This window comes from Methylobacterium tarhaniae (assembly GCF_001043955.1).
Taxonomy (GTDB): Bacteria; Pseudomonadota; Alphaproteobacteria; order Rhizobiales; family Beijerinckiaceae; genus Methylobacterium; species Methylobacterium tarhaniae.
In genome coordinates, this window is record NZ_LABZ01000146.1 from 1 (window position 1) to 26,191 (window position 26,191).

Below are 26,191 nucleotides of genomic sequence, written 5' to 3' on the forward strand. Positions count from 1 at the left end.
GGAGAGGGGATCCCGCGCCCTACTCGGCACCGCAGGGGCAGCGTCGGCCCCCACCGGACCGCGCGCCATGACCGACTCCCCTTATCCCCGCGACCTCGTCGGCTACGGCCGCACCCCGCCGCACGCGCGATGGCCGGACGGCGCCCGCATCGCGGTGCAGTTCGTCATCAACTACGAGGAGGGCGGCGAGAACTGCCTCCTGCACGGCGACCGGGCGTCGGAGGCGTTCCTGTCGGAGATCGTCGGGGCGCAAGCCTGGCCGGGGCAGCGCCACATGAGCATGGAATCGATCTACGAGTACGGCTCGCGGGTCGGGTTCTGGCGCCTGCACCGGCTGTTCACCGGGCGCCGGATGCCGGTGACGGTGTACGGCGTCGCGACGGCCCTCCAGCGTAACCCCGAGGCGGTCGCCGCCATGCGCGAGGCCGGCTGGGAGATCGCCTGCCACGGCCTCAAGTGGATCGACTACCGCGACTTCTCCTACGAGGAGGAGAAGGCCCACATGAGCGAGGCGATCCGGATCCACACCGAGGTCACGGGCGAGCGCCCGCTCGGCTGGTATACGGGCCGGACCTCGGAGAACACCCTGCGCCTGGTGATGGAAGAGGGCGGCTTCCTCTACTCGGCGGATTCCTACGCCGACGACCTGCCCTACTGGGTCGAGGGGCCGCGGGCGCCCCAGCTGGTGGTGCCCTACACCCTGGACGCCAACGACATGCGCTTCGCGACGCCGCAAGGCTTCAATGCCGGCGACCAGTTCTTCGCCTACCTGCGCGACTCGTTCGACGTGCTCTATGCCGAGGGCGCCGAGACGCCCCGGATGCTGTCGATCGGCCTGCATTGCCGCCTCGCCGGCCGGCCGGGCCGGATCGCGGCGCTCGCCCGCTTCCTCGACCACGTCGCCGCCCACGAGGACGTGTGGGTGACCCGGCGCATCGACATCGCCCGGCACTGGGCGAGGACCCATGCCCCCGCGGGCCTGACCCCGAGCCGGATGGGCCGCGCCCTGTTCGTGGAGACGTTCGGCGACGTGTTCGAGCACTCGCCCTGGGTGGCCGAGGGCGCCGTTGCCGCCGGGCTGTCGGGCATGCAGGACACGGCCGACGGGCTCCACGCCGCCATGGTGGAGGTGATGCGGGCGGCCGAGCCGGAGCGGCAGCTCGCCCTCATCCGCGCCCATCCCGACCTCGCCGGCCGGGTGGCGGCGGCCGACCTCGCGCCCGAATCCCGCGCCGAGCAGGCTTCGGCCGGCCTCGACGCCCTCGACGAGGAGGGCCGCGCCCGCTTCCTCGACCTCAACGAGCGCTACCGCGCCCGCCACGGCTTCCCCTTCGTGATGGCGGTGCGGGACAAGAGCCCGGACGAGATCCTGACGCAACTCAGCCAGCGCCTGGACAACCCGCCGGAGGAGGAGCGGGGGCGGGCGCTCGGCGAGATCGAGGCCATCGCGCTCTTGCGGCTGCGGCAGAGATTGCCGTCGCTGCCGGATGTGTTTTCCGCGACGGCGTGATGTGACGGTCGAGACCTGACACCCTCCTGGCCCCATCCCGGGGCCGCGACAGCGGAGCCCCGGGATGACATCGTGAGGTGGAAGCCTCGCGGCTCGTTGTCCGTCAGGCTCCGAACCTCTCCCCCCGCCCATGCGGCGCCTCGTAATCCAGCACCGGCCCCAGCGGCACGATCCCGGTCGGGTTGATGGTCGGGTGGCTCTCGTAATAGTGCCGCTTGATGTGGGTGAGGTTCACCGTCGGGGCGATGCCGGGGGTCTGGTAGAGATCGCGCAGGTAGGGCGCGAGGTTCGGATAATCGGCGATCCGTCGCAGGTTGCACTTGAAGTGCCCGACATAGACCGGGTCGAACCGCACCAGCGTGGTGAACAGCCGGATGTCGGCCTCGGTCATCCGGGCGCCCATCAGGTAGCGGGAGCGATCGAGCCGGGCATCAAGGGCGTCGAGTTCCTCGAACAACGCCGTCACCGCCTCCTCGTAGGCGTCCTGGCGCGTCGCGAATCCGGCCTTGTAGACCCCGTTATTCACCCGGTCGTAGACCCGGGCGTTCAGGGCGTCGATCTCAGGCGCCAGGTCCTCCGGATAGAGGTCCGGACCACGGCCGCCGAACGCGCCGTTGAGCATCCGGATGATCTCGGCCGATTCGTTCGACACGATCGTGCCCCGGGCCTTGTCCCACAGCACCGGCACGGTGACCCGGCCGGTGTAATGCGGATCGGCCTTGAGGTAGACTTCGTAGAGGCGGGTCGCGCCGTTGAGCGTGTCCGGCCCGGCGCCCGGGCTGTCGCCGAACACCCAGCCCTCGCGGCCCATATGCGGGTCGACCACCGAGACCGAGACCGCATCCTCGAGCCCCTTGAGGGCCCGCACGATCAGGGTGCGGTGCGCCCACGGGCAGGCGAGCGAGACGTAGAGGTGGTAGCGGCCGGATTCGGCCTGAAAGCCACCCTCCCCGCTCGCGCCGGCCGCGCCGTCGGGCGTGACCCAGTTGCGGAAGGCCGCGTCCTTGCGCACGAAGCGCCCGCCGGTCTCCTTGGTGTCGTACCATTGGTCGTGCCAGACGCCGTCGACCAGAAGCCCCATCGCACCCTCCTCACCCTCCGCCCGAAGGTGGGGCGGTCAGCCGGCGCCGCAATGGCCGGCGCTCAGATCCCGGCGGCATCGTCCCGGACCGGGAGGCGCCGCGCGTCCTCGGCCTCCACGTCGAACAGGTCGGCCGGCACCCGGGCGAGGAAGCGTTCCGCGACTTCGACCAGCAGCAGGTGCGGGCGCACCCGCTCGATGTAAGCCCAGTCGAGGCTTGCCGACCAGACGAAGTGCAGCTCGCGGAAGCTCTCGGCGAGCAGGCCGGTCAGGAAGATCGGATGGAAGTGCGAGCAGGAATCGCCGAACAGCATCAGCGTCCGGGGATCGGCCGCCGGGCTCTCGTTGCGGAACACCACGTGGGCGCCGACATGGAGGTCGGCCGCCGTGCCCCGCGCCTCGTGGCCGAGGACCAGCGGGTTGGCGTAGACCCGCACGGCGTCGCGCTGGACCTCGTAGACCCGCATCGTCTCGCGCCAGGGCGGATCGAGCTTGGCGCCGAGGTCGCGCACGCCGTCATGGTCGTGGAACGGCCGCGACGCGAGGTCGGCCGGCGGCAGGGCGCCGAGCGCCCGCATGATCTCGCCATAGGCGAAGCGGCAGCCCTCCTGGCTCCAATGGGTGTCGGTGCGAAGGTAGAGCGGCGGCTCCGCGTCCCGCGCCGCCCGCAACGGGCCGACGAGGTCGATCCAGGCCCGGGCGGCGGGCGAGCGGGCGAGACGGGTGCCGAGGCGGCGGGCCGGCGAGAGCGCGGGATCCAGTTCCAGCCCGTCGAGGCGGTCGTCGTAGATGCTCAGCTTCTCCGGCACCACGACGTGGAAGGCGCGCACGCCCAGGGCGGCGGCCTTCGCCGTGCGGGCCTCGATCAGCCGCCGCCAGCGCCACAGCCGCCAGGCCACGGGCAGGCTCGCCCGGTATTGCTGCCGCACCCGGTTGGTGCCGCCGGTCAGGAAGAGCCATCCGTCCCGGCCGAGATGGACCATGTCGGTGCTGTCGCGCATCCGCGCCGTGTAGCGGGAAGGGCGCGCAGTGAACAGCACTGCCGGCCCTGGCCATTCCGGCCACCTGCGCCATTTCGCCGACAGGATGTCGCAAAGCCCCCTGATCCTCACCCTGGACCTCGACGAGGCCGCCTTCGCGGAGTTCGACGGCCAGCGCCGCCGCTTCTTCCCGCCGGCCCTCAACAAGATCCCGGCCCACGTCACGCTCTTCCACCACCTGCCGGGCGAGGAGGAGCGCGGCATCGTCGAGACGCTCGCCGCGCAGGCGCGGGCGGAAGGGCCGATCCCCGTCAAGGTCGCGGGCCTGCGCTTCATCGGCCGCGGCGTCGCCTACGCCCTCGAATCCCCCCGCCTGTCGGCCTTGCGCGGGCGGCTCGCCGCCGCGTTCGCGCCCTGGCTGACGCCGCAGGACCGGCAGGGCTACCGGCCCCACGTCACGGTGCAGAACAAGGTTGCTCCCGAGGAAGCGCGGGCGCTGCACCGCGAGCTGGAGGCCGCCTTCGTGCCGCGGGAGGTCACCGGCTCCGGCCTGCTTCTGTGGCGCTATCTCGGTGGGCCGTGGGAGGCCCGCGGCCGATTTCCGTTCGGGGACGCCTGATGGTCCAGATTCCGTTTCGCCACCACGCCACGGCGGTGTGGCTGCGCCTGCGCCTCAACGAGATCGGGCCGCTGGCCTCGCTGCTCGCCGTCAGCCTGTTCGGATTCGTGTTCTTCAGGCTCGCCGACGAGATCCGCGAGGGCGGGTCGTTCGGCTTCGACGATCGCCTCCTGCTGGCGCTCCGGGTGCCGGGCGACCTCGCCCAGCCGATCGGCCCGTCCTGGCTGCCGGAGACGATGCGGGACATCACCGCCTTCGGCAGCGTGTTCGGCATCGTCTACGTCACGGCCTGCGTGGTCCTGTACCTGGCGATCACCGCGCGGCGGCGCGCCGCCCTGTTCGTCGTGGCGGCGATCGGCGGCGGCGAATTGCTGTCGACCGGCCTCAAGCTGTTCTTCCACCGCCCACGGCCGGACCTCGTGCCGCACGGCATGGAGACCTTCACGGCGAGCTTCCCGAGCGGCCACGCCATGCTGTCGGCGATCGCCTACCTGACGCTGGCGATCCTGCTCGCCCGCGTCGAGCGCTCGCGCAAGGTCAAGGCCTTCGTGATGGGGCTCGGGGTCGTCACCACGCTCCTCGTCGGCATCAGCCGGGTCTATCTCGGGGTCCACTGGCCGAGCGACGTGCTCGCCGGCTGGTGCATCGGCGCCGCCTGGGCGTCCCTGTGCTGGTTCGTCGCGCTGCAATTGCAGCGGCAGGACGTGGTGGAGGCGCCGGACCCGCCCCCGCCGGCTTGAGGCGACCCGCTTGCGCGCTGCCCCGCCCTCCCCTAGCCAAGCAGGAGAGACGATCGGGAGAACGCCGTGGCTTACGAAAACATCCGGGTCGAGACGCGCGGGCGGGTGGCTCTCGTCACCCTGCACCGTCCGGCGGCGCTGAACGCCCTGTGCAACGCGCTGATCGCCGAGCTGAACCACGCCCTCGACGGCTTCGAGCGCGACGACGGCATCGGCTGCATCGTCATCACCGGCTCGGAGAAGGCCTTCGCGGCCGGCGCCGACATCCGCGAGATGCAGGACCGCACCCATCCCGAATTCTACATGGCCGACCCGTTCGGCGAGTGGGACAAGGTCGGCCGGCGCCGCAAGCCGATCATCGCCGCGGTGGCCGGCTACGCGCTGGGCGGCGGCTGCGAGCTGGCGCTGATGTGCGACTTCATCCTGGCCGCCGACACCGCGAAGTTCGGCCAGCCCGAGATCAAGCTCGGCGTGATTCCCGGCGCCGGCGGCACCCAGCGCCTGACCCGCGCGGTCGGCAAGGCTAAGGCGATGGAGCTCTGCCTCACCGGCCGGATGATGGATGCGGCGGAGGCCGAGCGCTCCGGCCTCGTCGCCCGCATCGTGCCGGCGGCCGAGCTTCTCGACGAGGCGATGAAGGCGGCCGAGACCATCGCGTCGATGTCGCTCCCCGCCGTGATGGTGGCCAAGGAGAGCATCGACCGCGCCTTCGAGACCACCCTGACCGAGGGCATCCGCTACGAGCGCCGGGTCTTCTACGGGCTCTTCGCCACCCACGACCAGAAGGAAGGCATGACGGCCTTCGTCGAGAAGCGTAAGCCCAACTTCGAGAACCGCTGACATGAGCGTCTCTTTCGCCGATGTCGAGGCCGCGGCCGGCCGGATCGCCGGCATCGCCCACCGCACCCCGGTGCTCACCTCCCGCACCGCCGATGCGCGGACGGGGGCCACGTTGTTCTTCAAGGCCGAGCCGCTGCAGCGGGCCGGCGCCTTCAAGTTCCGCGGCGCCTGCAACGCCATCGCGGCGCTCTCGCCCGAGCAGAGGACGCGCGGGGTGCTCGCCTTCTCGTCCGGCAACCACGCCCAGGCCATCGCCTATGCGGGCGCGCTCCAGGGCGTGCCGACCGTGATCGTGATGCCGCACGACGCCCCCGCCATCAAGGTCGCGGCGACCCGCGGCTACGGCGCCGAGATCGTTCCTTACGATCGCTACAAGGAGGACCGCGAGGCGGTGAGCCGGCGGATCGCCGAGGAGCGGGGCCTCTCGGTGATCCCGCCTTACGACCACCCGGACGTGATCGCCGGCCAGGGCACCGCCGTGAAGGAGCTGATCGAGGAGGTCGGCCCCCTCGACGTCCTGCTCGTCTGCCTCGGCGGCGGCGGGCTGCTCGCCGGCTCGTGCCTCGCGGCGCGGGCCCTGTCGCCGGAGGTCGAGATCTGGGGCGTGGAGCCCGAGGCCGGCAATGACGGCCAGCAATCGCTCGCCAAGGGCGAGGTGGTCCGGATTCCGGTCCCGGTCTCGATCGCCGACGGGGCGCTGACGACGCATCTGGGACAGCACACCTTCCCGATCATCCAGCGCGAGGCCGCCGGCATCGTCACCGCCACGGATGCGCAGCTCGTCTCCGCCATGCGGTTCTTCGTCGAGCGGATGAAGCTCGTGGTCGAGCCGACCGGGTGCCTCGCCGCGGCCGCGGCCTTCGAGGGCGCGGTGCCGGTGAAGGGCAAACGCGTCGGCGTGATCCTGTCGGGCGGCAACGTCGATCCGGCGGCGCTCGCACGGCACCTCGCCGCATGAGCGTCGCGGCGACCCCCGAGGCGCTGTTCGCCTTCCTCGACGATCTCGGCGTGGCCCATGCCACCGTCGAGCACGTCCCCGTCCACACGGTGGCGGAATCCCGCGACCTCAAGGCGGCGATGCCGGGCGGGCATTCGAAGAACCTCTTCCTCAAGGACAAGCGCGGCCGCCTGTTCCTGGTCGTCGCGGAGGCCGAGGCACGGATCGACCTCAAGCGCCTGCACGGGCCGCTCGGTGCCACGGGCCGCCTCTCCTTCGGCTCGGCCGAGCTGCTCTACGAGCGGCTCGGCGTGCGCCCCGGCGCGGTGACGCCATTCGGCCTCATCAACGACCGCGAGGGCACGGTCGAGGTGATCCTCGATGCCGGGCTGATGGCGCACGACCCCGTCAACTTCCACCCGCTCCACAACGGTGCCACCACCGCGGTGGCCCCGGGCGACCTGATCCGCTTCCTGGAGGCGACGGGCCACAAGCCGCGGGTGATGGCGCTGCCGGAGCCCGTGGGGGAGGACGAGGCGGGTTAAGGGGCGATCGGGCGCTTGCTCGGGGGCGGCGCCTTCGACACTCACCCGGTCGTTCCGGGGCCGCGCAGCGGCGCCCGGAGTGACGCGGCGGGTGGCCAAGACGAGCGGTGCGCGAGCCCGCGCCTCACGCCGCCCCCGTCTCTCCCCGCCGCGCCGCCACGATGGCCGCCTGGTTCGCCTCGGCCCACCGGATCAGCTCCCGCATCGGCTCCAGGAACGAGCGTCCCAGCGTCGTCAGGTGGTACTCCACCCGCGGCGGCACCTCGGCATGGACCTCCCGCGCCACGAAGCCGTCCTGCTCCAGCCGGCGCAGGGTTTTCGAGAGCATCTGCTTCGAGATGTCGCCGATCTCGCGCTCGAGCTGGCTGAACCGCCTCGTCCCCGGGGCCAGCGTCGCCAGAACCAGAAGGCTCCACTGATCACCGATCCGGTCCAGCACATCGCGGATCGGGCAAGATTGCCCGGGAATTTCCGCCGTCCTCAACTCGTCGAGCACAAGTCTCTCCCGGTGGTCACCGCGCGCTGACCTGGTCGCTCTCCGGTGACGTCTTGCGCGACCGGCCGGAGCGGGCTAGCTCTGTCCATGGTCTCGAACATAGACCAGATCGCGAAACCGAACAAAGAGATCGTCATGGCCAAGGTTGCCGTCATCGGCGCGACCGGGAATGTCGGCGCGCGCCTCGTCGCCGAGCTGGTGCAGCGGGGCCACCGCGTCACCGCGATCGCCCGCAATCCCGCGACGGCGGCCTCGCCGCAGGTCGAGGCGGTCGCCGGCGACCTGCGCGATCCCGCCGGGCTCGCCCGCCTGCTCGCGGGGCACGACGCGGTGGTGAGCGCGGTGCGCTTCGCCGACACCGACCCGAAGGCGCTGATCGGCGCCGTGCGGGCCTCGGGCGTCACGCGCTACCTCGTGGTCGGCGGTGCCGGCTCGCTGGAGGTGGCGCCGGGCCGGCGGCTGATCGACCAGCCGGACTTTCCGGAGGCCTACAGGCACGAGGCGAGCCGGGGCGCGGCGTTCCTCGACGTGCTGCGCGGCGTCACGGATCTCGACTGGAGCTTCCTGTCGCCCTCGGCGCTGATCGAGCCGGGGGAGCGCACGAGCCGGTTCCGCCTCGGCCGCGACAGCCTGCTCGTCGGCGAGACCGGCAGCCGCATTTCGTACGAGGATTACGCCGTCGCCCTCGTCGACGAGATCGAGCGCCCGGCGCATATCCGCCAGCGCTTCACCGTCGGCTATTGACCTGAGCGGACTTGCATTGGCAGGCCACCGCTTCGTCCGCTGAGGTTGTTGTCTGGCCGCAGATTATCGTCGCAAAACCAGCTATCACTTTTTGCGAAATCTGCTTAGAGCCCGATCAGCTCGGCGATCAGGTCCGCCCCCGCCGCCGGCGAGCGCTCGCCGGCGGCGACCCTCCGCTCGGCCTCCGCCGTCGTCTTGCGCACCTCGGCACTGCCGGTGAGGCGCTGGTGCAGCCGCTCGTGGACGAGGGCCCACATCCACTTCACGTCCTGCTCCCGGCGCTTCGCGGCGATCTCGCCGGTGGCGGTGAGCTTGCGGCGATGGTCGAGGATCGCCTCCCAGAGGGTGTCGAGCCCCTGGCCGGCGAGCCCCGAGATGGTCGTCACCGGCGGCGACCAGGTGGCGCTCGCCGGGGTCAGGATGTGGAGCGCGGCCCGGTACTCGGCCGCCGCGGCCATGGCGCGGCGCATCCCCTCCTCGCCGTCGGCCTTGTTGACCGCGATCATGTCGGCGAGTTCGAGGATGCCCTTCTTGATGCCCTGCAGCTCGTCGCCGGCGCCGGGCAGCATCAGCACCAGGAAGAAGTCGGTGAGGTCGGCGACGGCCGTCTCGGACTGGCCGACGCCGACGGTCTCGACCAGCACCACGTCGAAGCCGGCGGCCTCGCACAGGATCATCGTCTCGCGGGTCTTGGCGGCGACGCCGCCGAGGGTGCCGGAGGAGGGCGAGGGCCGGATGAAGGCGTTGGGATCGACGGCGAGCCGCGCCATCCGGGTCTTGTCGCCGAGGATCGAGCCGCCGGTGCGCGACGAGCTCGGATCGACCGCCAGCACCGCCACCTTGTGTCCCCGCGCCGTCAGGGCGGCGCCGAGCGCGTCGATGGTGGTGGACTTCCCCACCCCCGGCACGCCGGTGATGCCGACCCGCACCGCCTTGCCGGCATGCGGCAGGGCGGCGTCGAGGAGTTCGCGGGCGGCGGCCCGGTGGTCGGCGCGCTTGGATTCGACCAGCGTGATGGCGCGGGCGAGGGCGGCGCGGTTGCCGGACAGGAGCCGGGCGAGGTCGGGAGCCGGAACGGTCATGCCGCCTTTCTGCCGGCTCGCCGCCCGGCCGTCGAGGGCTTGAGCCTGTGGACCAAGGGCCGACAGGCGTGACCTTCGGGCAACAACCGCGGCTTTGCCCGGGCGCGACGCATCGCGGCCACGATCATGCCGCATCGCCGGCCTGAAAGCCGGGTGGACATCCGGCCATGGCCGGGGACGAGTGGGACGACATGACATCGATCGCCGCGCCGACGCGCCGGGGCTTCGCCCGCCTCGGCTTCTCCGCCCTCGCCAGCCTGTCGCTCGGCGGCTGCCTCGGCGACGGGCTCGGCGGTGGGCTCCTGGGCGGGACGGCGGGCCCGGAGAAGCAATCGGCGCTCGACGTCAGCCCGGTGCTGCTCGTCGCCACCACCCGCCGGCCGGCCGATCCCGCCGGCCGGCCGCCCTACTTCACCGACCAGCGCGGCCGCGGCCTCTCCTTCGCCACCCTGCGCCTCGCCCCGCCCGACCGTTCGCTGATCGGCAAGGTCTCGTCGGTGGTCACCGGCGACTGGCGCATCGCCTCGGCGCCGCGGGTGGTGACCGGCCCCGAGGCCGCCACCGCCTTCGCGGAAGCGGCGCTCGGCCGCGACGTGCTGCTCTACGTCCACGGCTACCGCGAATCGTTCGAGACCGCGGCCGTGAGCGCGGCGCAGCTCTCGGACGGCATCCGCTTCCGCGGCGTCTCCGGCCTGTTCACCTGGCCTTCGGCGGGCAAGACCTTCGATTACGGCTACGACCGCGAGAGCGCGCTGTGGTCGCGCGACGCCTTCGAGGACCTGCTGCGGGCGCTCGCGACCGCGCAGGGCGGGCGCATCCACATCGTCGCCCATTCGATGGGCACGCTGCTTACCCTCGAGACCCTGCGCATGCTGCGGGCCGATGCCGGCGAGGCGGCCCTCGGCCGGATCGGCGCCATCGTGCTCGCCGCGCCCGATATCGACATCGACCTGTTCACCAACGGCATCGAGCGCCTCGGCACCGCCGCCCAGAAGATCACGGTGATCTCCTCCACCAACGACCGGGCGCTCGAACTCTCCAGCACCATCGCGGGTGGCGTCATCCGGGCCGGCGCGGCGGATCGCAGCCGGCTCGAAGCGCTGGGCGTGCGCGTCGCCGATGCCTCGGATTACGGCAGCGGCCTCATCAACCACGACCTCTTCCTGTCGAATGTCGAGGTGCAGCAGGTGATCAAGCGGGCGGTGGCACGGGCGGATGGGCGGTGACGTGTAATCGTTACTTCGCTTCCATTAAATAGACCGGAAAATTCAAAGTCACGGGATCCCCTCTTCCGCGTGGGAGAGGGGGACGCGCTACACTTTGAAACTTGGGTGGCCGTGGTCACTTGGCCCTCACCCCCCCAGCCGCACCGCCACCTCGTTCCGCCGCAGGGCCGGGATCGCGAAGGGCGGATCGTACCCCATGAAGAACGGTGGCGCCGCCGGAGCTTTGCCCGCTTCCCGCAGCACCTCAGTCAGGATCCGCTCCTGCTCCGCCCGCGCCTCCGGCGTGATGCGGCCGGAGAACCGGAGCGCCGCGATCCGCTCCGGCGGCACCGTGACGACGCGAACCCCCGCCTCGGTCGGCTCCGGCGCGCCGGCTGCGGCGACGGCATGCGGCAGGAAGAACCGCATCGTGCCGCCGGTCCCCTGCTCCACCGGCACCGTCATGGCGATGCGCTGGCCGCCGGCTTCGACGGGAGCGGTCATGGCGATGCGGTCGCCGGAACGGTTGGCGCCGGTGATGTAGCGAAACAGCCGCCCGAAGGCCTCGCCGTCGCCCTGCCCTCTTGCCTCGGTCTCGACCGCAACCCGCTTCTCGTAGGCCCGGATCTCGACGCCGCGGTCGAGCCGTTCGATCACCGCGTAGCGGGGCTGGTCGTAGAAGGCCCGCACCCCGAACACGCCGAGGACCGATTCGACCAGCGTGACGGCGTAATAGAGGATCTTCTCCATCGGCTCAGACCGGGAGCGCGTGGTGGATCAGCACGACAGGACGCCCGACATGGTCGCCGGTCTCGATCTCCCGGACGATGAACTGCGCCACGTCGGCACGGGCGATCAGCCCGTTCTTCCACGAGGAGGGCCGGTCGAGCACCTGGTAGCGCCCTGTCGCTGGCCCGCCGGTGAGCACGCCGGGCCGGACGAAGGTCCAGTCGAGGGAGCTGCGGCGGATGCGCATCTCCTGCGCGTCCTTGTCGTCATAGGCGCGGCCGAAGACGAGGCGGAACGGCAGGCGCTGGAGCGGGCCGATCGCCGCGCGGCTGTCGCCGGTGCCGAAGCCGGTCACCGCCACCAGCCGGCGCACGCCCGCCTTCTCCATGGCCGGGACGAGGACGTTGGTGGCATCCGAGAACAACCGCACCGGCCCGAACAGGTCGCGGACCGGCACGCCGAGGGCCTGCACCACGGCATCGATCCCATCGAGCGCGCTGGCGATGTCCGGCGCCGACAGGGCGTCACCGGGAAACCGCTCGAGATTCGGATCGGAGAGCGCGATCTTGCCCGCCGAACGGGCAAAGGCCCGCACCCGGTGGCCCGCGGCGAGCGCTGCCTGGACCGTCTCCAGCCCGATGCCCTGGCTGGCGCCGATGACGAGGAGATGGGCCATGCTACGTCCTGGGTGAGCGAGGGAAGCGATCGACCCTAGGAAACGTTCGGGCGCGGGATGGTTGCTGGCGCTGCGGCAGATTTCGGAGTGGGCGCCACCGTTGCGACGACGTGGCCGGGATGTCGGAAGGGTGACGCGGCGCACGACCGCGAATCCGATGACATCCCGAGCGGGACCTCATCCTGAGGCGCGACCAAAGGAAGCCCCGAACGAGAGCTCCAGAAGTCGCCGAAGCCTCTGGAACCCTCCTTCAAGGTCAGTCGATCTTCGATAGACCAACATCTCAGGACAAATTCGAGATCAGGATAGTAGAGGCGCTGAATTTCTATTCTCTCACGCCCGGCAGGCAGTCAAGATTTTCCGGTCGCGACTGTCGAAGGATCGTGATCAAACATACCATCGACGAGCGTCAGGGCGAGAGCCTGCCCGACCTCCCGGCCGGGCAGGCACCGCACTCTCACACCCGCGCCTCCTCGAAGGCCCGCACCCACTCAGCGCAGATCCCCGACCGCACGATGTCGTCCAGCCCGAACTCGACGATCGGGATCGGCATCATCCGGCTCTTGACCAGGTGGATCACGGTGCGCAGCCCCGAGGTCTCGCGCAGGTCGGTCTGGGAGACGTCGCCGTTGATGATGACCTGGGTATCGTCGCCGATCCGGGTCAGGAACATCTTGATCTCGGCGGGGGTGGTGTTCTGGGCCTCGTCGAGGATCACCAGGCAGTTCTTGAAGGTGCGGCCGCGCATCACCTCGAAGGGGACGACCTCGATGTCACCGGCCTTGACGGCGATCTCGAAGGCGCCGTCGCCCATCCGTTCCTTCATGGTCTCGGTGAGGGGGGCGACCCAGGGGGCGATCTTGTCTTCCAGGGTGCCGGGGAAGAAGCCGAGGGAGCGGCCGGAGGGCACGTTCGGCCGGGTGATGACCACCTTGGCCACGCGGCGCTGGCGCAGCAGGTCCGCGGCGCGGGTTCCGGCGATGTAGGTCTTGCCGGTCCCGGCGGGGCCGAGGACGATGACTTGCGGGTGGGACCCGAGGGCTTCCAGATACTCGGCCTGACGGGCCGTCATCGGCTGGATCGGTGGTGGATTACGCTCTTCCTCGAAGCGAGTGCGGTGCACCCGGATCGGGCGGTCATCAACCAGTTCAAGTCGTGCGCGTCGTCTCTTCACGGATCAACACTCCCACTGGACTTGCGGTGCCGACTATGGTGTGCCCTCTCGTGTCCCAGAACTCCTGTGTTCTTGTAACGATTCAAAGCCTGATCGGCCACGACGGTTCCGGTCGGGGTTGACGCAGGCGGTGGACAAGTCCGCCTGTTTCGTCCGACAGGGTAAGCAGCCGATGATGAACGAGCAATTGTCGCGCCGCACCATGACCATGCGAAACCGTCGGCCGCGACACGGCGCGACGGATTGTGATGAAAACCACACAGAGGTGGAGGGGGCACCGACCGACGAGGGAGGGGAAGCGTCGGGGCGGACCCGCTGGCCGGATGAGGTCGCCACCTGATCGCCGCTCCCGGTTGGCCCGCGGACGGCTCGCCCGCAGGACCGCTTCAGCCCGGCTGGACGAAGCTGTCGAGGACCATCTTCCGGCCGGCCTTGTCGAAGTCAACGGTGAGCTTGTTGCCGTCGACGGCCGCCACCGAGCCCGGTCCGAATTTGGTGTGGAAGATGCGCGCGCCCGCCTCGTAGGCCGACGGCGTGCCGGTGGATTTCGCCACCAGCGTGCCCTCGATCTGCTGCGGCCCGCGCCGTCCGGGCGAGGTGGCGCGCCCTCCCCCGCCGAAACGATCCTGGCCGGCGGTCTGGGCCTGCGCCCGCTGCCAGCCCGGCGTCGCATAGGACGAGCCGAAGGCCGGCGCCTGCCGGTCGAACCGCGACGGTCCCTGCGAGAAGCTGGCCGGCGCATCGAGCACCGCGACGCTGGCCTCGGGCAATTCGTCGATGAAGCGGCTCGGCACGGTCGAGGACCACAGGCCGTGGATGCGGCGGTTGACCGCAAACGAGATCTTGGCCCGCTTGCGCGCCCGGGTCAGGCCGACATGGGCCAGCCGCCGCTCCTCCTCCAGGCCCGCCCGCCCGCTCTCGTCGAGGGCGCGCTGGTTCGGCATCAGGCCGTTCTCCCAGCCGGGCAGGAACACGGTGTCGAATTCCAGGCCCTTGGCCGCGTGGAGCGTCATCAGGCTCACCCGGTCGCCGCCCTCGGTCTCGTTGGCGTCCATGACCAGCGACACGTGCTCGAGGAAGCCGGCGAGATCCGGAAACTCCTCCATCGAGCGCACCAGTTCCTTCAGGTTCTCCAGGCGGCCGGCGGCGTCGGCGGTGCGCTCCTTCTGCCACATCTCGGTGTAGCCGGATTCCTCCAGGATCGTCTGCGCCACCTCCGTGTGCGGCTGGTCCTCCAGGAGCTTGGCCCAGCGGGAGAAGCTCTGGCACAGGGCGCGCAAGGTGGAGCGGGGCTTGGGCTTCAGCTCCTCGGTCTCGCTCATCATGCGCGCCGCCTGGAGCAGCGGCACCTTGGCGCGGCGGGCGAGGCCGTGCAGCGCCTGGAGCGTCGCGTCGCCCAAGCCCCGCTTCGGCGTGTTGAAGATCCGTTCGAAGGCGAGGTCGTCGGAGCCGTTGGCGACGATGCGCAGGTAGGCCAGCGCGTCGCGGATCTCCGCCCGCTCGTAGAAGCGCGGGCCGCCGATCACCCGGTAGGGCAGGCCGAGCTGGACGAAGCGATCCTCGACCTCGCGCATCTGCGCCGAGATGCGCACCAGCACGGCGATCTCCGACAGCTTGTGGCCCTTGGCCTGCAGGCTCTCGATCTCCTCGCAGACGAGGCGGGCTTCCTCTTCCGAATCCCAGGCGCCGGTGACCGTGACCTTCTCGCCCTCCGGGCTGTCGGTGCGCAGGGTCTTGCCGAGGCGTCCCTCGTTATGGGCGATCAGGACCGAGGCGGCGGCCAGGATGTGGCCGGTCGAGCGATAGTTGTTCTCCAGCCGCACCACCAGGGCACCCGGGAAGTCGTGCTCGAAGCGCAGGATGTTGTCGACCTCCGCGCCGCGCCAGCCATAGATCGACTGGTCGTCGTCGCCGACGCAGGCGACGTTGCGGTGGCCTTGGGCGAGAAGGCGCAGCCAGAGATACTGGGCGACGTTGGTGTCCTGGTACTCGTCGACGAGGATGTAGCGGAAGCGCTGCTGGTAGTTGGTCAGCACGTCCGGGTTCTCGCGCCACAGCCGCAGGCAGAGCAGCAGCAGGTCGCCGAAATCGACGGCGTTGAGCGCCTTCAGGCGCTCCTGGTAGGCGGCGTAGAGCGTCCCGCCCTTGCCGAATCCGAAGGCGCCGGCCTCGCCGGCCGGCACCTGCTCGGGCGACAGGCCGCGGTTCTTCCAGCCGTCGATCGTGCCGGCGAGGCTGCGGGCCGGCCAGCGCTTCTCGTCGAGGTCGGCCGCCGCGATCACCTGCTTCAAAAGCCGCAGCTGGTCGTCGGTGCCGAGGATCGTGAAATCCGAGCGCAGGCCCACCAGCTCGGCGTGGCGGCGCAGGATCTTGGTGCCGATGGCGTGGAAGGTGCCGAGCCACGGCATCCCCTCCCCGGCCGGACCGATGAGGGCGCCGATGCGCTCCTTCATCTCCCGGGCGGCCTTGTTGGTGAAGGTCACCGCCAGGATGTCGAAGGGCCGGGCGCGGCCGGTGGCGATCAGGTGGGCGATGCGGGTGGTCAGCACCCGGGTCTTGCCGGTGCCGGCGCCGGCCAGCACCAGGACCGGCCCGTCCGTCGCCTCGACGGCGCGGCGCTGCTCGGGGTTGAGGCCCGTGAGGTAGGGCGCGTCCTGAGGCACCACCGCAGCGCGGGCGCGGGCGGAGATCGAGGTGGGGGCGGTCCCGGCCGGGATGTCGCGAGTCATGCCCGCATCACTGGACCAAAACGCGAACGGCGTCGAGGGTGGCGGGCGCATGCCTGTGCGTGAGGCACCGGAACCTTGCGGCGGCAGCAGCGTCGTCCAACATGGATCGCCCTTCGCCCATGGAGAGGACCCCGATGCGCGCCCATACCTTCCTGATCCTGGCCCTCGCCGCCGCGCCGTTCCCGGCGCTGGCGCAGAACCAGGTCCCCGTGAACCGCTCCCAGCAGGCGGTCGAGGGGATCAACCGCTCGATCGAGTCCCGGGCCGAGTCACGCAGCATCCAGCAGCAGAACCGGTTCGAGACCAACCAGCTCCAGGGCCAGATCCAGCGCCAGCAGAGCCTGCCCCCGCCGCCGCCGCCGCAGATCATCGTTCCGGGCCGCTGAGGCTCCCGGGACCATCAATGCCTGACCCGGGCACCGGCGGCCGCGAAGGCCACGGTGTCCGGGCGGGAATGACCGCGAGCCGGGATGCCGATCACGCGGCCGAGATCGTCGGGCCGCGGCAGCCGGGCATGCGATCCGAGCATGACCGAGAGATTGGCCTGGATGTCCTCCGGGAAGGGCGCCACGCGCCGCGTCGCCGGGTCGACGTGGAGGGACAGGTTCTCGGAGGTCGCGGCGACCCAGCCCTCGGTGGCGTGACGGATCTCGGAATAGAAGTGGATCCGCTTCTCGTCGAAGGCGACGAGCTGCAGCGTCACGCGCACCCGGTCATGGAGCACCAGCTCGCGGCGGTAGCGCACATGGACCTCCGCCGCGAAGGTCGTGCCGCGCCCGGTCTCCATGTAGTCGGGCCCGAGGCCGACCACGCCGAACGCCTCGTCCACCGCCCGGTCGAACAGGACGTGGTAATAGGCCATGTTCAGGTGGCCGTTATAATCGATCCAACCCGGCTCGATCGCCATCGTCGATGACACGAACGGCGCGAAGAAGAAGACCGAAACGGGACGGTCGTCAGCCATTGTGGGGCTCCCGATCAGGCGCAGGCGGGATGACAAGGGCGCCCAGGGACGTACCACGCTTGAATCGGGGATGCACCCCCGGATGCGTTGCACCTTGGGGCAAGGTGTCAGCCCCGGAGCGCACTTCTCCGTGACCGGGCCGCCGGATATGCCGGCCGGGAAGCGGCTGCTAGAGTGCCGGCAAAAGGCCGGCGGCTCCTCGATGCAGCCTCGTCCGCCGAAGAACCGTCCGGGAGATCCGCCATGAACGCCCCAACCCCCGCCCCGTCGCGCGAGCGCCCTTCCCTCGAGACCGTCGAGGCGGTCATCCGCGAATTGACCGCGCAGTTCGGCAACCGCGTCGTCACCTCGCAGGCGGTGCGCGAGCAGCATGCCAGCACCCTGACCTGGGTCGCCAACCAGCCGCCGGACGCGGTGGTCTATGCCGGGAGCACCGAGGACGTGCAGGCCATCGTGCGGGTCTGCGCCGCCCACAAGATGCCGGTCGTCGCCTTCGGCACCGGCACCTCGCTCGAGGGCCACGTCAACGCGCCGTTCGGCGGCATCTCGATCGACATGAACGGGATGAACAAGGTGCTGGCGGTCCATGCCGAGGACCTGGACTGCGTGGTCCAGCCCGGCGTGACCCGCAAGGCGGTGAACGAGCACCTGCGCGACCAGGGCCTGTTCTTCCCGATCGATCCGGGCGCCGACGCCTCGCTCGGCGGCATGGCGGCGACCCGGGCCTCGGGCACCAACGCGGTGCGCTACGGCACGATGAAGGACAACGTCCTGTCCCTCACCGCCGTGATGCCGAACGGCGACATCGTCCGCACCAGCCCGCGCGCGCGCAAGACCTCGGCCGGCTACGACCTCACCCGGCTCCTGGTCGGCTCGGAGGGCACCTTCGGCATCATCACCGAGCTGACCCTCAAGCTCGCCGGCATCCCGGAGGCGATCTCCGCCGGCGTCTGCCCCTTCCCGAGCATCAAGGCGGCCTGCGACGCCGTCATCGTGACGATCCAGTCCGGCCTGCCGGTGGCCCGCATCGAACTCCTCGACGAGGTCCAGGTCGCGGCCTGCAACGCCTATTCGAAGCTGACCCTGCCGGAGACCCCGCTCCTGCTGGTCGAGTTCCACGGTTCCGATGCCAGCGTGCGCGAGCAGGCCGAGCGCTTCGGCGAGATCGCGGCGGAGTTCGAGGGCGGTCCCTACGAGTGGGCCACGAAGCCCGAGGACCGGACCCGGCTCTGGCAGGCCCGCCACGACGTCTACTGGGCCGCGGTCGGCATGCGGCCGGGTGCGCGCGTCATCGCCACGGATGTCTGCGTGCCGATCTCGCGGCTGGCCGAATGCGTCGACGCCACCAAGCGCGACATCGTCGAGAGCGGCATCACCGCGCCGATCGCGGGCCATGTCGGCGACGGCAACTTCCACACCTCGCCCCTCGTCATGATGGACGATCCCGACGAGATCGCCCGGGTCACCGGCTTCATCGAGCGCCTGGTCGCCCGCGCCATCGCCATGGAGGGCACCTGCACCGGCGAGCACGGCATCGGCCAGAAGAAGATGCGCTTCATGGAGCTGGAGCACGGGCCCGAGGCGCTGAACCTGATGCGCACGCTCAAGCGGGCGATCGACCCGGACAACATCATGAATCCGGGGAAGGTCGTGGCGGTGTAGAGGCCGAAGCCGACGCTCCTGCGGCGCCCGCCGCCACCGCGGCGAGGCGGCCGGGAAGCCTGCCCGCGAGCGAGTTCGCGCGACATCTGCCGGGAGACCGCGACGCGGCCTCCCTGGCGACCCGGTCGCCGGATCCGCGTTCTGCCGCCGATGCATCCTCGACGTGAGAGAGTGATCGCTGCCACAATAGTTAACAAGTCGTAAACGCCCCAACGCAACATGAGACAAAACGACGGTCACTTGAGACGCTGGTCCATTTCTGATTGTCCGCTTTTTTTCTAGAACGTGTCGCCCCTCACCTTGAGAGACGACGATCATGATCCCGCGTCAGGTTTCCGCCAGCCCGCTGCAAACGACGACCGATTCGCTGAAAGTCCCGACCGATCCGCTGTTCGGCTCGCAGTGGCACCTTCTCAACTTCGGACAGAACATCGCGGGCCTGCCGCAGGACCCCAACGCCTACCGGAACGATATCGGCGTCGTACCGGTGTGGCAGGATTATACGGGCAAGGGCGTGGTGGTGGGCGTCATCGATGACGGCGTCCAGGCGGCGCATCCGGATCTGGCGCCGAACCTGCTGGCCGACAAGTTCTACGACGTGGACGCCGACGTGGCCGGCAACCCGAACGGGTCCCACGGCACCGCCGCGATGGGCCTCATCCTCGAGGCGCAGAACGGCCTGGGCGGCGTCGGCGTCGCCTATGGCAGCAAGGGGATCGGCTACAAGCAGAATGAGCAAGGCGAGGAGGGATTTGACGAGACCGTGCGGCGCATGATCGCCGACGGGGTCGACGTCAGCAGCAACAGCTGGGGCCTCGTGGGAGGGTCCGAGAGCCCGTTCACCTTCGCGAAGGACCAACCCGCGGTCGAGGCGGCCTTGCGGGAGCTGGCGGAATCGGGCCGGGACGGTTTGGGGATCGTCACCCTCTTCGCGGCCGGCAACGAGCGTGCCGACAAGACCAGCACCCTCTTCGATCCCTTCACCAACTCGCCCTACGCGATCACCGTGGCCGCCGCGACAGCCGACGGCACGGTCGCCTCCTACTCCTCGCACGGCCCCAACGTGCTGGTCGCCGCGCCCGGCAGCGGCAACGGCCCCGAGACCGCCAACGGCATCAACAGCATGGTCACCACCGACCTGCTCGGGACCGACGGCTACAACACGGCCCCGAACGGCGACTACACCGACGCCTACGGCACCGGCTTCAACGGCACCTCGGCGGCGACGCCGGTTGCCGCCGGCGTCGTGGCGCTGATGCTGGAGGCCAATCCCCTCCTCGGCTACCGCGACGTCCAGGAGATCCTGGCCTACAGCGCCGCCACGCCCGAGACGGTGGCGACCTGGAGGACCAACGGCGCCACCGACTGGAACGGCGGCGGTCACCTGTTCAACGACGACCTCGGCTTCGGCCTCATCGACGCCCACGCGGCGGTGCGGCTGGCGGAGAGCTGGGGTCTCGGGCGCGGAACCCTCGGCGAGGCCGCCGTGGCGACCTCGAACTTCACCGACGAGGACGGGATCGAGGTCGAGGCCGGTGGCGCCGCGACCGTCAGCGCCACCTTCGTGCAGCCCCTGCGCGTCCAGCACGTCACCGTCTCGCTCTCGATGAAGCTGGAGAACGACGCGCCGCTCGAGGACGTGACGGTCACGCTGATCGGACCGGACGGGCAGGTCGTCACCCCCCTCTTCGATCCGGCCGCCTACAACACCGCTCTGCCCCTTCCCGACGTGCTCACCTACGACTTCGACTCGGTCCAGAACTGGGGCGAGCGGGCCGATGCCGGCGAATGGACGCTCGCGATCAGCAACGGCAACGCCGGCGCCGACCTGAACCTGACCGCGTCGATCTCGGTGATCGGCGACCTCGACATCGCCGGCAAGAGGCTCGTCTACACCGACGACTACGCCTGGCTCGGCCGCCGGGACGGCGCGCGCCAGGTCATCGATTCGGATCCCGGCAACCCGGACGCTCTGAACGCCGCCGCGGTGACGTCGGACACTTACGTGGATCTCGAAGGGGGCGTGGCCTCCATCGCGGGCGTCACCACCCGGATCGCCGACGGCGCGACCTTCAGCCTCATCAACCTGGGTGACGGCGACGACGTCGTGAATGGCGACGAGCACGACAACTTCGTCAGTGCCGGGCGCGGCGACGACGTCATATACGGCGGCGCTGGCAACGATGCGCTGTTCGGCGACGACGGCGACGACCGTCTCTCCGGGGACGACGGCAACGATGAGATCTTCGGAGGACGCGGCGACGACTTGCTGCTCGGTCAGGGCGGCGACGACTTCCTCGATGGCGGCGACGGCCATGACGTCGTCAACGGCGGCGACGGCAAGGACAACATCTTCGGCAGTCTCGGCAACGACATCGTCCTCGGCGCGGACGGCAACGACTTCATCGGCACCGGTTCCGGCAACGATTTCGGGTCGGGCGGCTTCGGCAACGACGAGGTCCACGGCGAGGAGGGCGACGACCTGCTGTTCGGCGATGACGGCAATGACGGCGTCTACGGCGAGGCCGGCAACGACATCGTCCATGGCGGCACCGGCAACGACTTCATGACCGGCGATGCCGGCAACGACGCGCTGTTCGGCGAGGGCGGCGACGACCAACTGTACGGCGGTGCGGATGCCGACGGATTGTCGGGCGGCGCCGGCGACGACCGGCTCGACGGCGGAGACGGGAACGACCTGCTGTTCGGCAATGCCGGCAACGACATCCTGATCGGTGGGGCCGGGGCCGACGTGTTCGCCATCGGCACCGGCGACGGCATCGATGCCATCCTCGATTTCTCCGCGGAGGACGTGATCGCGTTCAAAAACACCGAGATCGAATCCTTCGGAGACTTCCAGAGCCTGAGCACCCAGCTCGGCGCCGACGTCATCATCGCCTATAGCGACTCCGACAGTCTGGTGCTGCAGAACACGCAGCTCTCCACGCTCTCGGCCGCGAACTTCACCTTCGCGTAATACCAACGGTCGTTGAAAACGAGCTTTGGTTCCGGTCTCGATTTTTCGCCAAGCCCAAGGTCCCCGACTTCTGAGCTTGGTGTCGAAAATTCGAAACGGGTCAACGGCCTCGTCGATCTCGGGCTTGCCCGGGATCGACGTTGCTGCGTCAGCATCTCAGGCCGTTGTCATAGTACCGCAGCGCCTCCGAACGGACTTGTTCGAAGGCGCTGGCTAAGCCCGAAGGGGCGCCGGCGCCGATGCGCCGAACGCTGATGCATCAGCGCGCTGGAACAAGGCGCGCAGGAGCATGCTCCGACGAATCGGTTTCCGGTTCGTCGGAGGGTGCGCCGCGAAGTCTCGAAGCCTGGAGCATCGCCCGGTCGCCACGCGGCCGGGCGATGCTCTCGCGTCTCGAGGGGTGGCACCGCCCGCGCCGAGCCCGGACGCCCGTCGCCGCCGGATCGCGGCGGCGCCCCGCCCTTACGGCAGCACCACCACCTTGGTTCCCACCTTCACGCGGTCATACAGGTCGATCACGTCGCGGTTGGTCATGCGGATGCAGCCCGACGACACCGCCGCCCCGATCGTCTCGGGCTCGTTCGAGCCGTGGATGCGGTAGAGCGACGAGCCGAGATAGAGCGCGCGGGCGCCGAGCGGGTTGTCGTTGCCGCCGGCCATGTAGCGCGGCAGGTCCGGGCGGCGCTTGATCATCTGCTCCGGCGGGCGCCAGGACGGCCATTCCTTCTTCATCGTCACGGTCTTGGTGCCGGACCACGAGAAGCCCTCGCGGCCGACGCCGACGCCGTACTGGATCGCCTCCTGATCGGGCAGGATGTAGTAGAGCCGGCGCTGGCTGGTCGAGATCACCACCGTGCCGGGCTTGTAGGGGCTGTTCCAGCCGATGGTCTGGCGCGGCACGCCCTGCTGGCGGAACACCGTCAGGAAGTCGGCGATCGGCCCGCGGTCGAGCAGGCCGATCGCCTGGGCCGGAACGGCAAGCGCCAGCAGGGCGGCAGTGGCCAGAAGCGGCCTCAACAGGCGCCGCGGCGCGGTCTCACGGGTCATGGTCCCCCTCCCGTTCGAATGTGGTCGAACGGGTTGGCCGCCGGGCTGTGGCGATAACGTGGCAGAAACACAGGCCGGGCGGCCCGTGGTGCATCTGCGCCACAGGCCGCCGCGGGCGCCCGCCTACTCCCCCGCCGGACGCAGGGGCATGAAGCCGATCGGCTGGCGCTGCGGACCCTCCTGCTTGAGGGTGCGCAGCATCGTCTCGTAATCCTGCTCCATCTCGGGCGTCACCGAGGGACGGGTCTCGTGCAGCGCCGCGTCGAAATGCGCCTGGGTGACCCGCTCGCTCGCCAGGTTCTCGCGCAAGGACATCAGGCCGGCCCGGCGGGTGAGGTCCTCGAGGTCGGCACCGGTGAAGCGCGTCGTGCGCTCGGCCAGCCCGTCGAGGTCGACGTCGTCGGAGAGCGGCATGGCGCGGGTGTGGATGCCCAGGATGTGGCGGCGCCCGGCGATGGTCGGCACCGGCACGTAGACCAGCTCGTCGAAGCGGCCGGGACGCAGGAGCGCCGGATCGACGAGGTTCGGCCGGTTGGTCGCGGCCATCACCACCACGCCCTGCAACTCCTCCAGCCCGTCCATCTCGGCGAGGATGGTGTTGACCACCCGCTCGGTCACGGCCGGCTCGCCGAGGCCGCCGCCGCGGACGGGGGCGAGCGAATCGATCTCGTCGATGAAGATCACCGTCGGGGCGACCTGGCGGGCGCGGGCGAACAGGCGCGAGACCTGCTGCTCGGATTCGCCGTACCACTTGGAGAGCAGGTCGGAGGACTTGGTCGCGACGAAGTTCGCCTGCGCCTCGCGCGCCACCGCCTTGGCGAGCAGGGTCTTGCCGGTGCCGGGGGGACCGAACAGCAGGAAGCCCTTGGCCGGGCGGATGCCGATGCGGCGGAAGGCCTCCGGGTTGCGCAAGGGGAGCTCGACGCCCTCGCGCAGCTTGGTCTGGACCTCGCCGAGGCCCCCGATATCGTCCCAGGTGACGTTCGGGACCTGGATCATGATCTCGCGCAGCGCCGAGGGCTGCACCCGCTTGAGGGCGTTCAGGAAATCCTCGCGGCAGACCTGGAGCGTCTCCAGGATCTCGGGCGGGATGCCCTCCTTGAGGTTGATCTGCGGCAGCACCCGGCGGAGCGCGTCCATCGCCGCCTCGCGGGCCAAAGCCGAGAGGTCGGCGCCGACGAAGCCGTAGGTGGTGCGGGCGATCTCGTCGAGATCGACGTTTTCCCCGAGCGGCATGCCGCGGGTGTGGATGGTCAGGACCTCGCGCCGGCCCGGCTCGTCGGGCACGCCGATGATGATCTCGCGGTCGAAGCGGCCGGGCCGGCGCAGGGCCTCGTCGATCGCGTCGCGCCGGTTGGTGGCGCCGATCACCACGATGTTCTGGCGCGGCTCGAGTCCGTCCATCAGGGTCAGCAACTGCGCCACGATGCGTCTTTCGACCTCGCCGCGGACCTCCTCGCGCTTCGGGGCGATCGAGTCGATCTCGTCGATGAAGATGATGGCGGGAGCGTTGCGCTGCGCTTCGGAAAAGATCTGGCGCAGGCGCTGCTCGGATTCGCCGTACTGGCTGCCCATGATCTCCGGGCCGGCGATGTGGAAGAACTGCGCCTCGGTCTCGTTCGCCACGGCGCGGGCCAGCAGGGTCTTGCCGGTGCCGGGCGGGCCGTAGAGCAGCACGCCCTTCGGCGGATCGATGCCGAGGCGCTGGAACAGCTCGGGGTGGCGCAAGGGCAGCTCGACCATCTCCCGCACCTGGTCGACCGTGGTGCCGAGGCCCCCGATATCGTCGTAGGTGACGTCGGCGCGGCGCACCTCCTTCGGCTCCTCGTAGAGCGGGCGCAGCTCGACCTCGGTCTCGGCCGTCACCTGCACGATGCCCCGGGCCGGCTGGGTCGAGACCACGACGAGGCGGATCTCCTGCAACCCGTAGGCCGGCAGGCTGAACATCTGGCGCAGCTCCTCCGGCACCTGGTCGCGGGCGAAGCGCGAGGGCACCGAGGTCGAGATCACGTCGCCGGAGACCAGCGTCCGGCGGTAGAAGGTGCGGCGCAGGGCGTCGCCGGACCCTTGCAGGCGCAGGTTCTTCTGGGCCGGGGCCAGCACCACCCGGGTCGCCGGCCGCACCTCGGCCTTGCGGATCTCGACATGGTCGCCGGAGCCGACGCCGGCATTGACGCGCTGGAGGCCGTCGAGCCTGATGATGCTCAGGCCCTCGTCCTCCTGGCCCAGCGCGATGGCGAGCGCGGTGGTGTGGCGCTTGCCGATGATCTCGATCGGCTGGCCCTCCTGCAGGCCGAGACTCTGGAGCAACGCCGCGCTGACCCGGGCGACGCCCCGACCGACATCCTCCGCCCGCGCATTCGCGACCTGCGCCCTCACGCCGACTGCTTCGTCCGCCATCGGTGTCCCCTCCATGCGGGAGCGGAACCGGACCCGCCGGGGGCACCACCCGCCGACGGACGCGCACGGGCAACGGCCCGGCCCCGACACGATCCGGCGCCGCCACGGCGCCGTCGGCGGGGCAACGCCGGCCTTCCCGAAATGTTGCGGGTGCTCAGGGCGCCGGCATCGGCCGCCCCAGGTTGCAGAGGCTTGTCCGTGGGGAGGAGATCGACGCCGTCCTGGACCGGGATGGCACGCGTCAGGTCGCTCTCCCTCCCGCGGGGCGTCCCCCTCGAAGCGTCGCACCGATGCCGATGCGAGCCCGGACCGCGGTGACGCGCGCGGCCGCCAGGCGCAGGATGGGCCGCGCCCGCCAGGGCCGCCAGCGCCATCCGGGCGGCACCGGCGGCGCCAGGCGCTCGGCCAGGAGCCACCCCGCCAGCACGGCCATCGCCGCGAGGTGACCAATGGGCAGCAGCAGCATGGCCAGCATCAGCGGCCAGCAGGAACCGACGCACCAGATCCCATGGCCGAACCCGAACCGCCAGGCATCGCGCGCTGCCGCCGGCCCGAAGGCCGCGAGCGGGGGGCGGGCGTGGCAGCGGTTGAGGCAGCTCTGCTTGGCGGGCGAGGCCTGCCACACCACGGCGGTCAGGGCGACCAGCGCCGAGGCCGCGACCGATCCGCCCGGCAGCAGGGCCAGGACCGCCGCCGCCAGGCCGAGGCCGGCGAGGCTCCAGGCCGCCGCGTAGCCGGCGAGGAAGACGGCGACGGCGCGCCCCCTCCGGGACGCGAGGCTGCGGGCGCGCACGTGACAGAGGGGCCCGACCAGGGTCGGCCCCATCATGGCCGCGAGCATCAGCAGCCAGGTGGCCGCGAGCATGCCCGGCGGAGCGACCGCGAAGGCCAGGATGATCTCGTCGGCGGATGGCAGCCGCCAGCCCGCGGCGGCGCAGAGGGCCGGCAGGCTCCATCCGGAGGGGATCGCGGCCAGCAGCGCCCAGGCGGCGGCGCTGGCCGCGAGGAGCGGGACCCGGACGCCCCGTCGCTCACGGGCGGCAGGCGTCACGGC

23 protein-coding genes are annotated in these 26,191 nt (G+C 70.5%); 11 read left to right on the forward strand and 12 right to left on the reverse strand.

The window, feature by feature from the left end:
* Positions 1-67 precede the first annotated feature (67 nt).
* Positions 68-1,510, forward strand: coding sequence for an allantoinase PuuE (puuE, locus tag VQ03_RS20325; protein ID WP_048452723.1), 1,443 nt, complete (start codon positions 68-70; stop codon positions 1,508-1,510).
* 103 nt (positions 1,511-1,613) lie between these two features.
* Here the strand turns inward: puuE and VQ03_RS20330 are convergent, their stop codons facing one another.
* Both VQ03_RS20330 and VQ03_RS20335 read right to left on the reverse strand, forming a co-directional pair.
* A complete protein-coding gene (locus VQ03_RS20330; RefSeq protein ID WP_048452724.1) occupies positions 1,614-2,591 on the reverse strand; it encodes a glutathione S-transferase family protein in 978 nt (325 codons plus the stop codon).
* A gap of 62 nt (positions 2,592-2,653) precedes the next feature.
* Positions 2,654-3,592, reverse strand: a complete 939-nt coding sequence (locus VQ03_RS20335) for an alginate O-acetyltransferase AlgX-related protein (RefSeq protein WP_048452748.1) — start codon at positions 3,590-3,592, stop codon at positions 2,654-2,656.
* Between the two features lie 85 nt (positions 3,593-3,677).
* On the opposite strand from VQ03_RS20335, the gene VQ03_RS20340 reads away from it, so the two are divergent.
* The 5 genes from VQ03_RS20340 (at position 3,678) to VQ03_RS20360 (ending at position 7,252) form a co-directional block, all read left to right on the forward strand.
* Positions 3,678-4,190: a 2'-5' RNA ligase family protein gene (locus VQ03_RS20340; protein WP_048452749.1), complete on the forward strand. Its 513-nt coding sequence runs from the start codon at positions 3,678-3,680 to the stop codon at positions 4,188-4,190.
* Positions 4,190-4,930 carry a phosphatase PAP2 family protein gene (locus VQ03_RS20345; protein ID WP_048452725.1) on the forward strand — a complete coding sequence of 247 codons (741 nt, stop codon included), beginning with the start codon at positions 4,190-4,192 and terminating at the stop codon, positions 4,928-4,930. The genes VQ03_RS20340 and VQ03_RS20345 overlap by 1 nt, the downstream gene beginning before the upstream one ends.
* A 66-nt stretch (positions 4,931-4,996) precedes the next feature.
* The gene (locus tag VQ03_RS20350; RefSeq protein ID WP_048452726.1) at positions 4,997-5,770 is read left to right on the forward strand and encodes an enoyl-CoA hydratase; all 774 of its coding nucleotides are present in this window, start codon (positions 4,997-4,999) and stop codon (positions 5,768-5,770) included.
* 1 nt (position 5,771) lies between these two features.
* Positions 5,772-6,728: a threo-3-hydroxy-L-aspartate ammonia-lyase gene (locus tag VQ03_RS20355; protein ID WP_048452727.1), complete on the forward strand. Its 957-nt coding sequence runs from the start codon at positions 5,772-5,774 to the stop codon at positions 6,726-6,728.
* The gene (locus VQ03_RS20360) at positions 6,725-7,252 is read left to right on the forward strand and encodes a prolyl-tRNA synthetase associated domain-containing protein (RefSeq protein WP_048452728.1); all 528 of its coding nucleotides are present in this window, start codon (positions 6,725-6,727) and stop codon (positions 7,250-7,252) included. The genes VQ03_RS20355 and VQ03_RS20360 overlap by 4 nt, the downstream gene beginning before the upstream one ends.
* Before the next feature lie 124 nt (positions 7,253-7,376).
* On the opposite strand, the gene VQ03_RS20365 is transcribed toward VQ03_RS20360, so the two are convergent.
* The gene (locus VQ03_RS20365; RefSeq protein WP_245292147.1) at positions 7,377-7,691 is read right to left on the reverse strand and encodes a winged helix-turn-helix transcriptional regulator; all 315 of its coding nucleotides are present in this window, start codon (positions 7,689-7,691) and stop codon (positions 7,377-7,379) included.
* A 192-nt stretch (positions 7,692-7,883) separates the two neighbouring features.
* On the opposite strand from VQ03_RS20365, the gene VQ03_RS20370 reads away from it, so the two are divergent.
* A complete protein-coding gene (locus tag VQ03_RS20370; protein ID WP_048452750.1) occupies positions 7,884-8,492 on the forward strand; it encodes an NAD(P)-dependent oxidoreductase in 609 nt (202 codons plus the stop codon).
* A 104-nt stretch (positions 8,493-8,596) separates the two neighbouring features.
* Here VQ03_RS20370 and meaB read toward each other — a convergent pair whose 3' ends face one another.
* Positions 8,597-9,574 carry a methylmalonyl Co-A mutase-associated GTPase MeaB gene (meaB, locus tag VQ03_RS20375; RefSeq protein WP_048452730.1) on the reverse strand — a complete coding sequence of 326 codons (978 nt, stop codon included), beginning with the start codon at positions 9,572-9,574 and terminating at the stop codon, positions 8,597-8,599.
* Positions 9,575-9,765: 191 nt separating this feature from the next.
* On the opposite strand from meaB, the gene VQ03_RS20380 reads away from it, so the two are divergent.
* Positions 9,766-10,800 carry an alpha/beta hydrolase gene (locus VQ03_RS20380; RefSeq protein WP_048452751.1) on the forward strand — a complete coding sequence of 345 codons (1,035 nt, stop codon included), beginning with the start codon at positions 9,766-9,768 and terminating at the stop codon, positions 10,798-10,800.
* A 126-nt stretch (positions 10,801-10,926) separates the two neighbouring features.
* Here VQ03_RS20380 and VQ03_RS20385 read toward each other — a convergent pair whose 3' ends face one another.
* From VQ03_RS20385 to VQ03_RS20400, 4 genes are all read right to left on the reverse strand, one after another.
* Positions 10,927-11,529 (reverse strand): SOUL family heme-binding protein, encoded by a 603-nt coding sequence (locus VQ03_RS20385; protein WP_048452731.1) that lies wholly within the window; start codon positions 11,527-11,529, stop codon positions 10,927-10,929.
* A gap of 4 nt (positions 11,530-11,533) precedes the next feature.
* Positions 11,534-12,184: an NAD(P)-dependent oxidoreductase gene (locus VQ03_RS20390; protein WP_048452732.1), complete on the reverse strand. Its 651-nt coding sequence runs from the start codon at positions 12,182-12,184 to the stop codon at positions 11,534-11,536.
* 457 nt (positions 12,185-12,641) lie between these two features.
* Positions 12,642-13,358, reverse strand: coding sequence for a PhoH family protein (locus VQ03_RS20395; RefSeq protein WP_048452733.1), 717 nt, complete (start codon positions 13,356-13,358; stop codon positions 12,642-12,644).
* 386 nt (positions 13,359-13,744) lie between these two features.
* Positions 13,745-16,087, reverse strand: a complete 2,343-nt coding sequence (locus VQ03_RS20400) for an ATP-dependent helicase (protein ID WP_048452734.1) — start codon at positions 16,085-16,087, stop codon at positions 13,745-13,747.
* Between the two features lie 134 nt (positions 16,088-16,221).
* On the opposite strand from VQ03_RS20400, the gene VQ03_RS20405 reads away from it, so the two are divergent.
* The gene (locus tag VQ03_RS20405) at positions 16,222-16,473 is read left to right on the forward strand and encodes a hypothetical protein (protein WP_048452735.1); all 252 of its coding nucleotides are present in this window, start codon (positions 16,222-16,224) and stop codon (positions 16,471-16,473) included.
* Positions 16,474-16,487: 14 nt separating this feature from the next.
* Here the strand turns inward: VQ03_RS20405 and VQ03_RS20410 are convergent, their stop codons facing one another.
* Complete coding sequence (locus VQ03_RS20410) at positions 16,488-17,051, reverse strand: thioesterase family protein (protein ID WP_048452736.1); 564 nt, start codon at positions 17,049-17,051, stop codon at positions 16,488-16,490.
* A gap of 243 nt (positions 17,052-17,294) precedes the next feature.
* Between VQ03_RS20410 and VQ03_RS20415 the strand changes: the two genes are divergently transcribed.
* Both VQ03_RS20415 and VQ03_RS31115 read left to right on the forward strand, forming a co-directional pair.
* Positions 17,295-18,713 (forward strand): FAD-binding oxidoreductase, encoded by a 1,419-nt coding sequence (locus VQ03_RS20415; protein WP_048452737.1) that lies wholly within the window; start codon positions 17,295-17,297, stop codon positions 18,711-18,713.
* A gap of 316 nt (positions 18,714-19,029) precedes the next feature.
* The gene (locus VQ03_RS31115) at positions 19,030-21,690 is read left to right on the forward strand and encodes a S8 family serine peptidase (RefSeq protein WP_053078674.1); all 2,661 of its coding nucleotides are present in this window, start codon (positions 19,030-19,032) and stop codon (positions 21,688-21,690) included.
* 462 nt (positions 21,691-22,152) lie between these two features.
* Here VQ03_RS31115 and VQ03_RS20425 read toward each other — a convergent pair whose 3' ends face one another.
* The 3 genes from VQ03_RS20425 to VQ03_RS20435 all read right to left on the reverse strand — a co-directional run bounded on the left by VQ03_RS20425 (position 22,153) and on the right by VQ03_RS20435 (position 26,188).
* Positions 22,153-22,737, reverse strand: a complete 585-nt coding sequence (locus VQ03_RS20425) for a L,D-transpeptidase (RefSeq protein ID WP_048452738.1) — start codon at positions 22,735-22,737, stop codon at positions 22,153-22,155.
* 123 nt (positions 22,738-22,860) lie between these two features.
* Positions 22,861-25,137: a CDC48 family AAA ATPase gene (locus tag VQ03_RS20430; protein ID WP_048452739.1), complete on the reverse strand. Its 2,277-nt coding sequence runs from the start codon at positions 25,135-25,137 to the stop codon at positions 22,861-22,863.
* Between the two features lie 241 nt (positions 25,138-25,378).
* Positions 25,379-26,188: a copper chaperone gene (locus VQ03_RS20435; RefSeq protein ID WP_048452740.1), complete on the reverse strand. Its 810-nt coding sequence runs from the start codon at positions 26,186-26,188 to the stop codon at positions 25,379-25,381.
* Positions 26,189-26,191 lie beyond the last annotated feature (3 nt).

Coding starts and splice junctions, on each gene's coding strand:
- VQ03_RS20360 (WP_048452728.1), top strand. CDS start 6,725: ATGAGCGTCGCGGCGACCCCCGAGGCGCTGTTCGCCTTCCTCGACGAT.
- VQ03_RS20370 (WP_048452750.1), top strand. CDS start 7,884: ATGGCCAAGGTTGCCGTCATCGGCGCGACCGGGAATGTCGGCGCGCGC.
- VQ03_RS20355 (WP_048452727.1), top strand. CDS start 5,772: ATGAGCGTCTCTTTCGCCGATGTCGAGGCCGCGGCCGGCCGGATCGCC.
- meaB (WP_048452730.1), bottom strand. CDS start 9,574: ATGACCGTTCCGGCTCCCGACCTCGCCCGGCTCCTGTCCGGCAACCGC.
- VQ03_RS20390 (WP_048452732.1), bottom strand. CDS start 12,184: ATGGCCCATCTCCTCGTCATCGGCGCCAGCCAGGGCATCGGGCTGGAG.
- VQ03_RS20345 (WP_048452725.1), top strand. CDS start 4,190: ATGGTCCAGATTCCGTTTCGCCACCACGCCACGGCGGTGTGGCTGCGC.
- VQ03_RS20385 (WP_048452731.1), bottom strand. CDS start 11,529: ATGGAGAAGATCCTCTATTACGCCGTCACGCTGGTCGAATCGGTCCTC.
- VQ03_RS31115 (WP_053078674.1), top strand. CDS start 19,030: ATGATCCCGCGTCAGGTTTCCGCCAGCCCGCTGCAAACGACGACCGAT.
- VQ03_RS20410 (WP_048452736.1), bottom strand. CDS start 17,051: ATGGCTGACGACCGTCCCGTTTCGGTCTTCTTCTTCGCGCCGTTCGTG.
- VQ03_RS20400 (WP_048452734.1), bottom strand. CDS start 16,087: ATGACTCGCGACATCCCGGCCGGGACCGCCCCCACCTCGATCTCCGCC.
- puuE (WP_048452723.1), top strand. CDS start 68: ATGACCGACTCCCCTTATCCCCGCGACCTCGTCGGCTACGGCCGCACC.
- VQ03_RS20415 (WP_048452737.1), top strand. CDS start 17,295: ATGAACGCCCCAACCCCCGCCCCGTCGCGCGAGCGCCCTTCCCTCGAG.
- VQ03_RS20335 (WP_048452748.1), bottom strand. CDS start 3,592: ATGCGCGACAGCACCGACATGGTCCATCTCGGCCGGGACGGATGGCTC.
- VQ03_RS20340 (WP_048452749.1), top strand. CDS start 3,678: ATGTCGCAAAGCCCCCTGATCCTCACCCTGGACCTCGACGAGGCCGCC.
- VQ03_RS20405 (WP_048452735.1), top strand. CDS start 16,222: ATGCGCGCCCATACCTTCCTGATCCTGGCCCTCGCCGCCGCGCCGTTC.
- VQ03_RS20430 (WP_048452739.1), bottom strand. CDS start 25,137: ATGGCGGACGAAGCAGTCGGCGTGAGGGCGCAGGTCGCGAATGCGCGG.
- VQ03_RS20330 (WP_048452724.1), bottom strand. CDS start 2,591: ATGGGGCTTCTGGTCGACGGCGTCTGGCACGACCAATGGTACGACACC.
- VQ03_RS20425 (WP_048452738.1), bottom strand. CDS start 22,737: ATGACCCGTGAGACCGCGCCGCGGCGCCTGTTGAGGCCGCTTCTGGCC.
- VQ03_RS20380 (WP_048452751.1), top strand. CDS start 9,766: ATGACATCGATCGCCGCGCCGACGCGCCGGGGCTTCGCCCGCCTCGGC.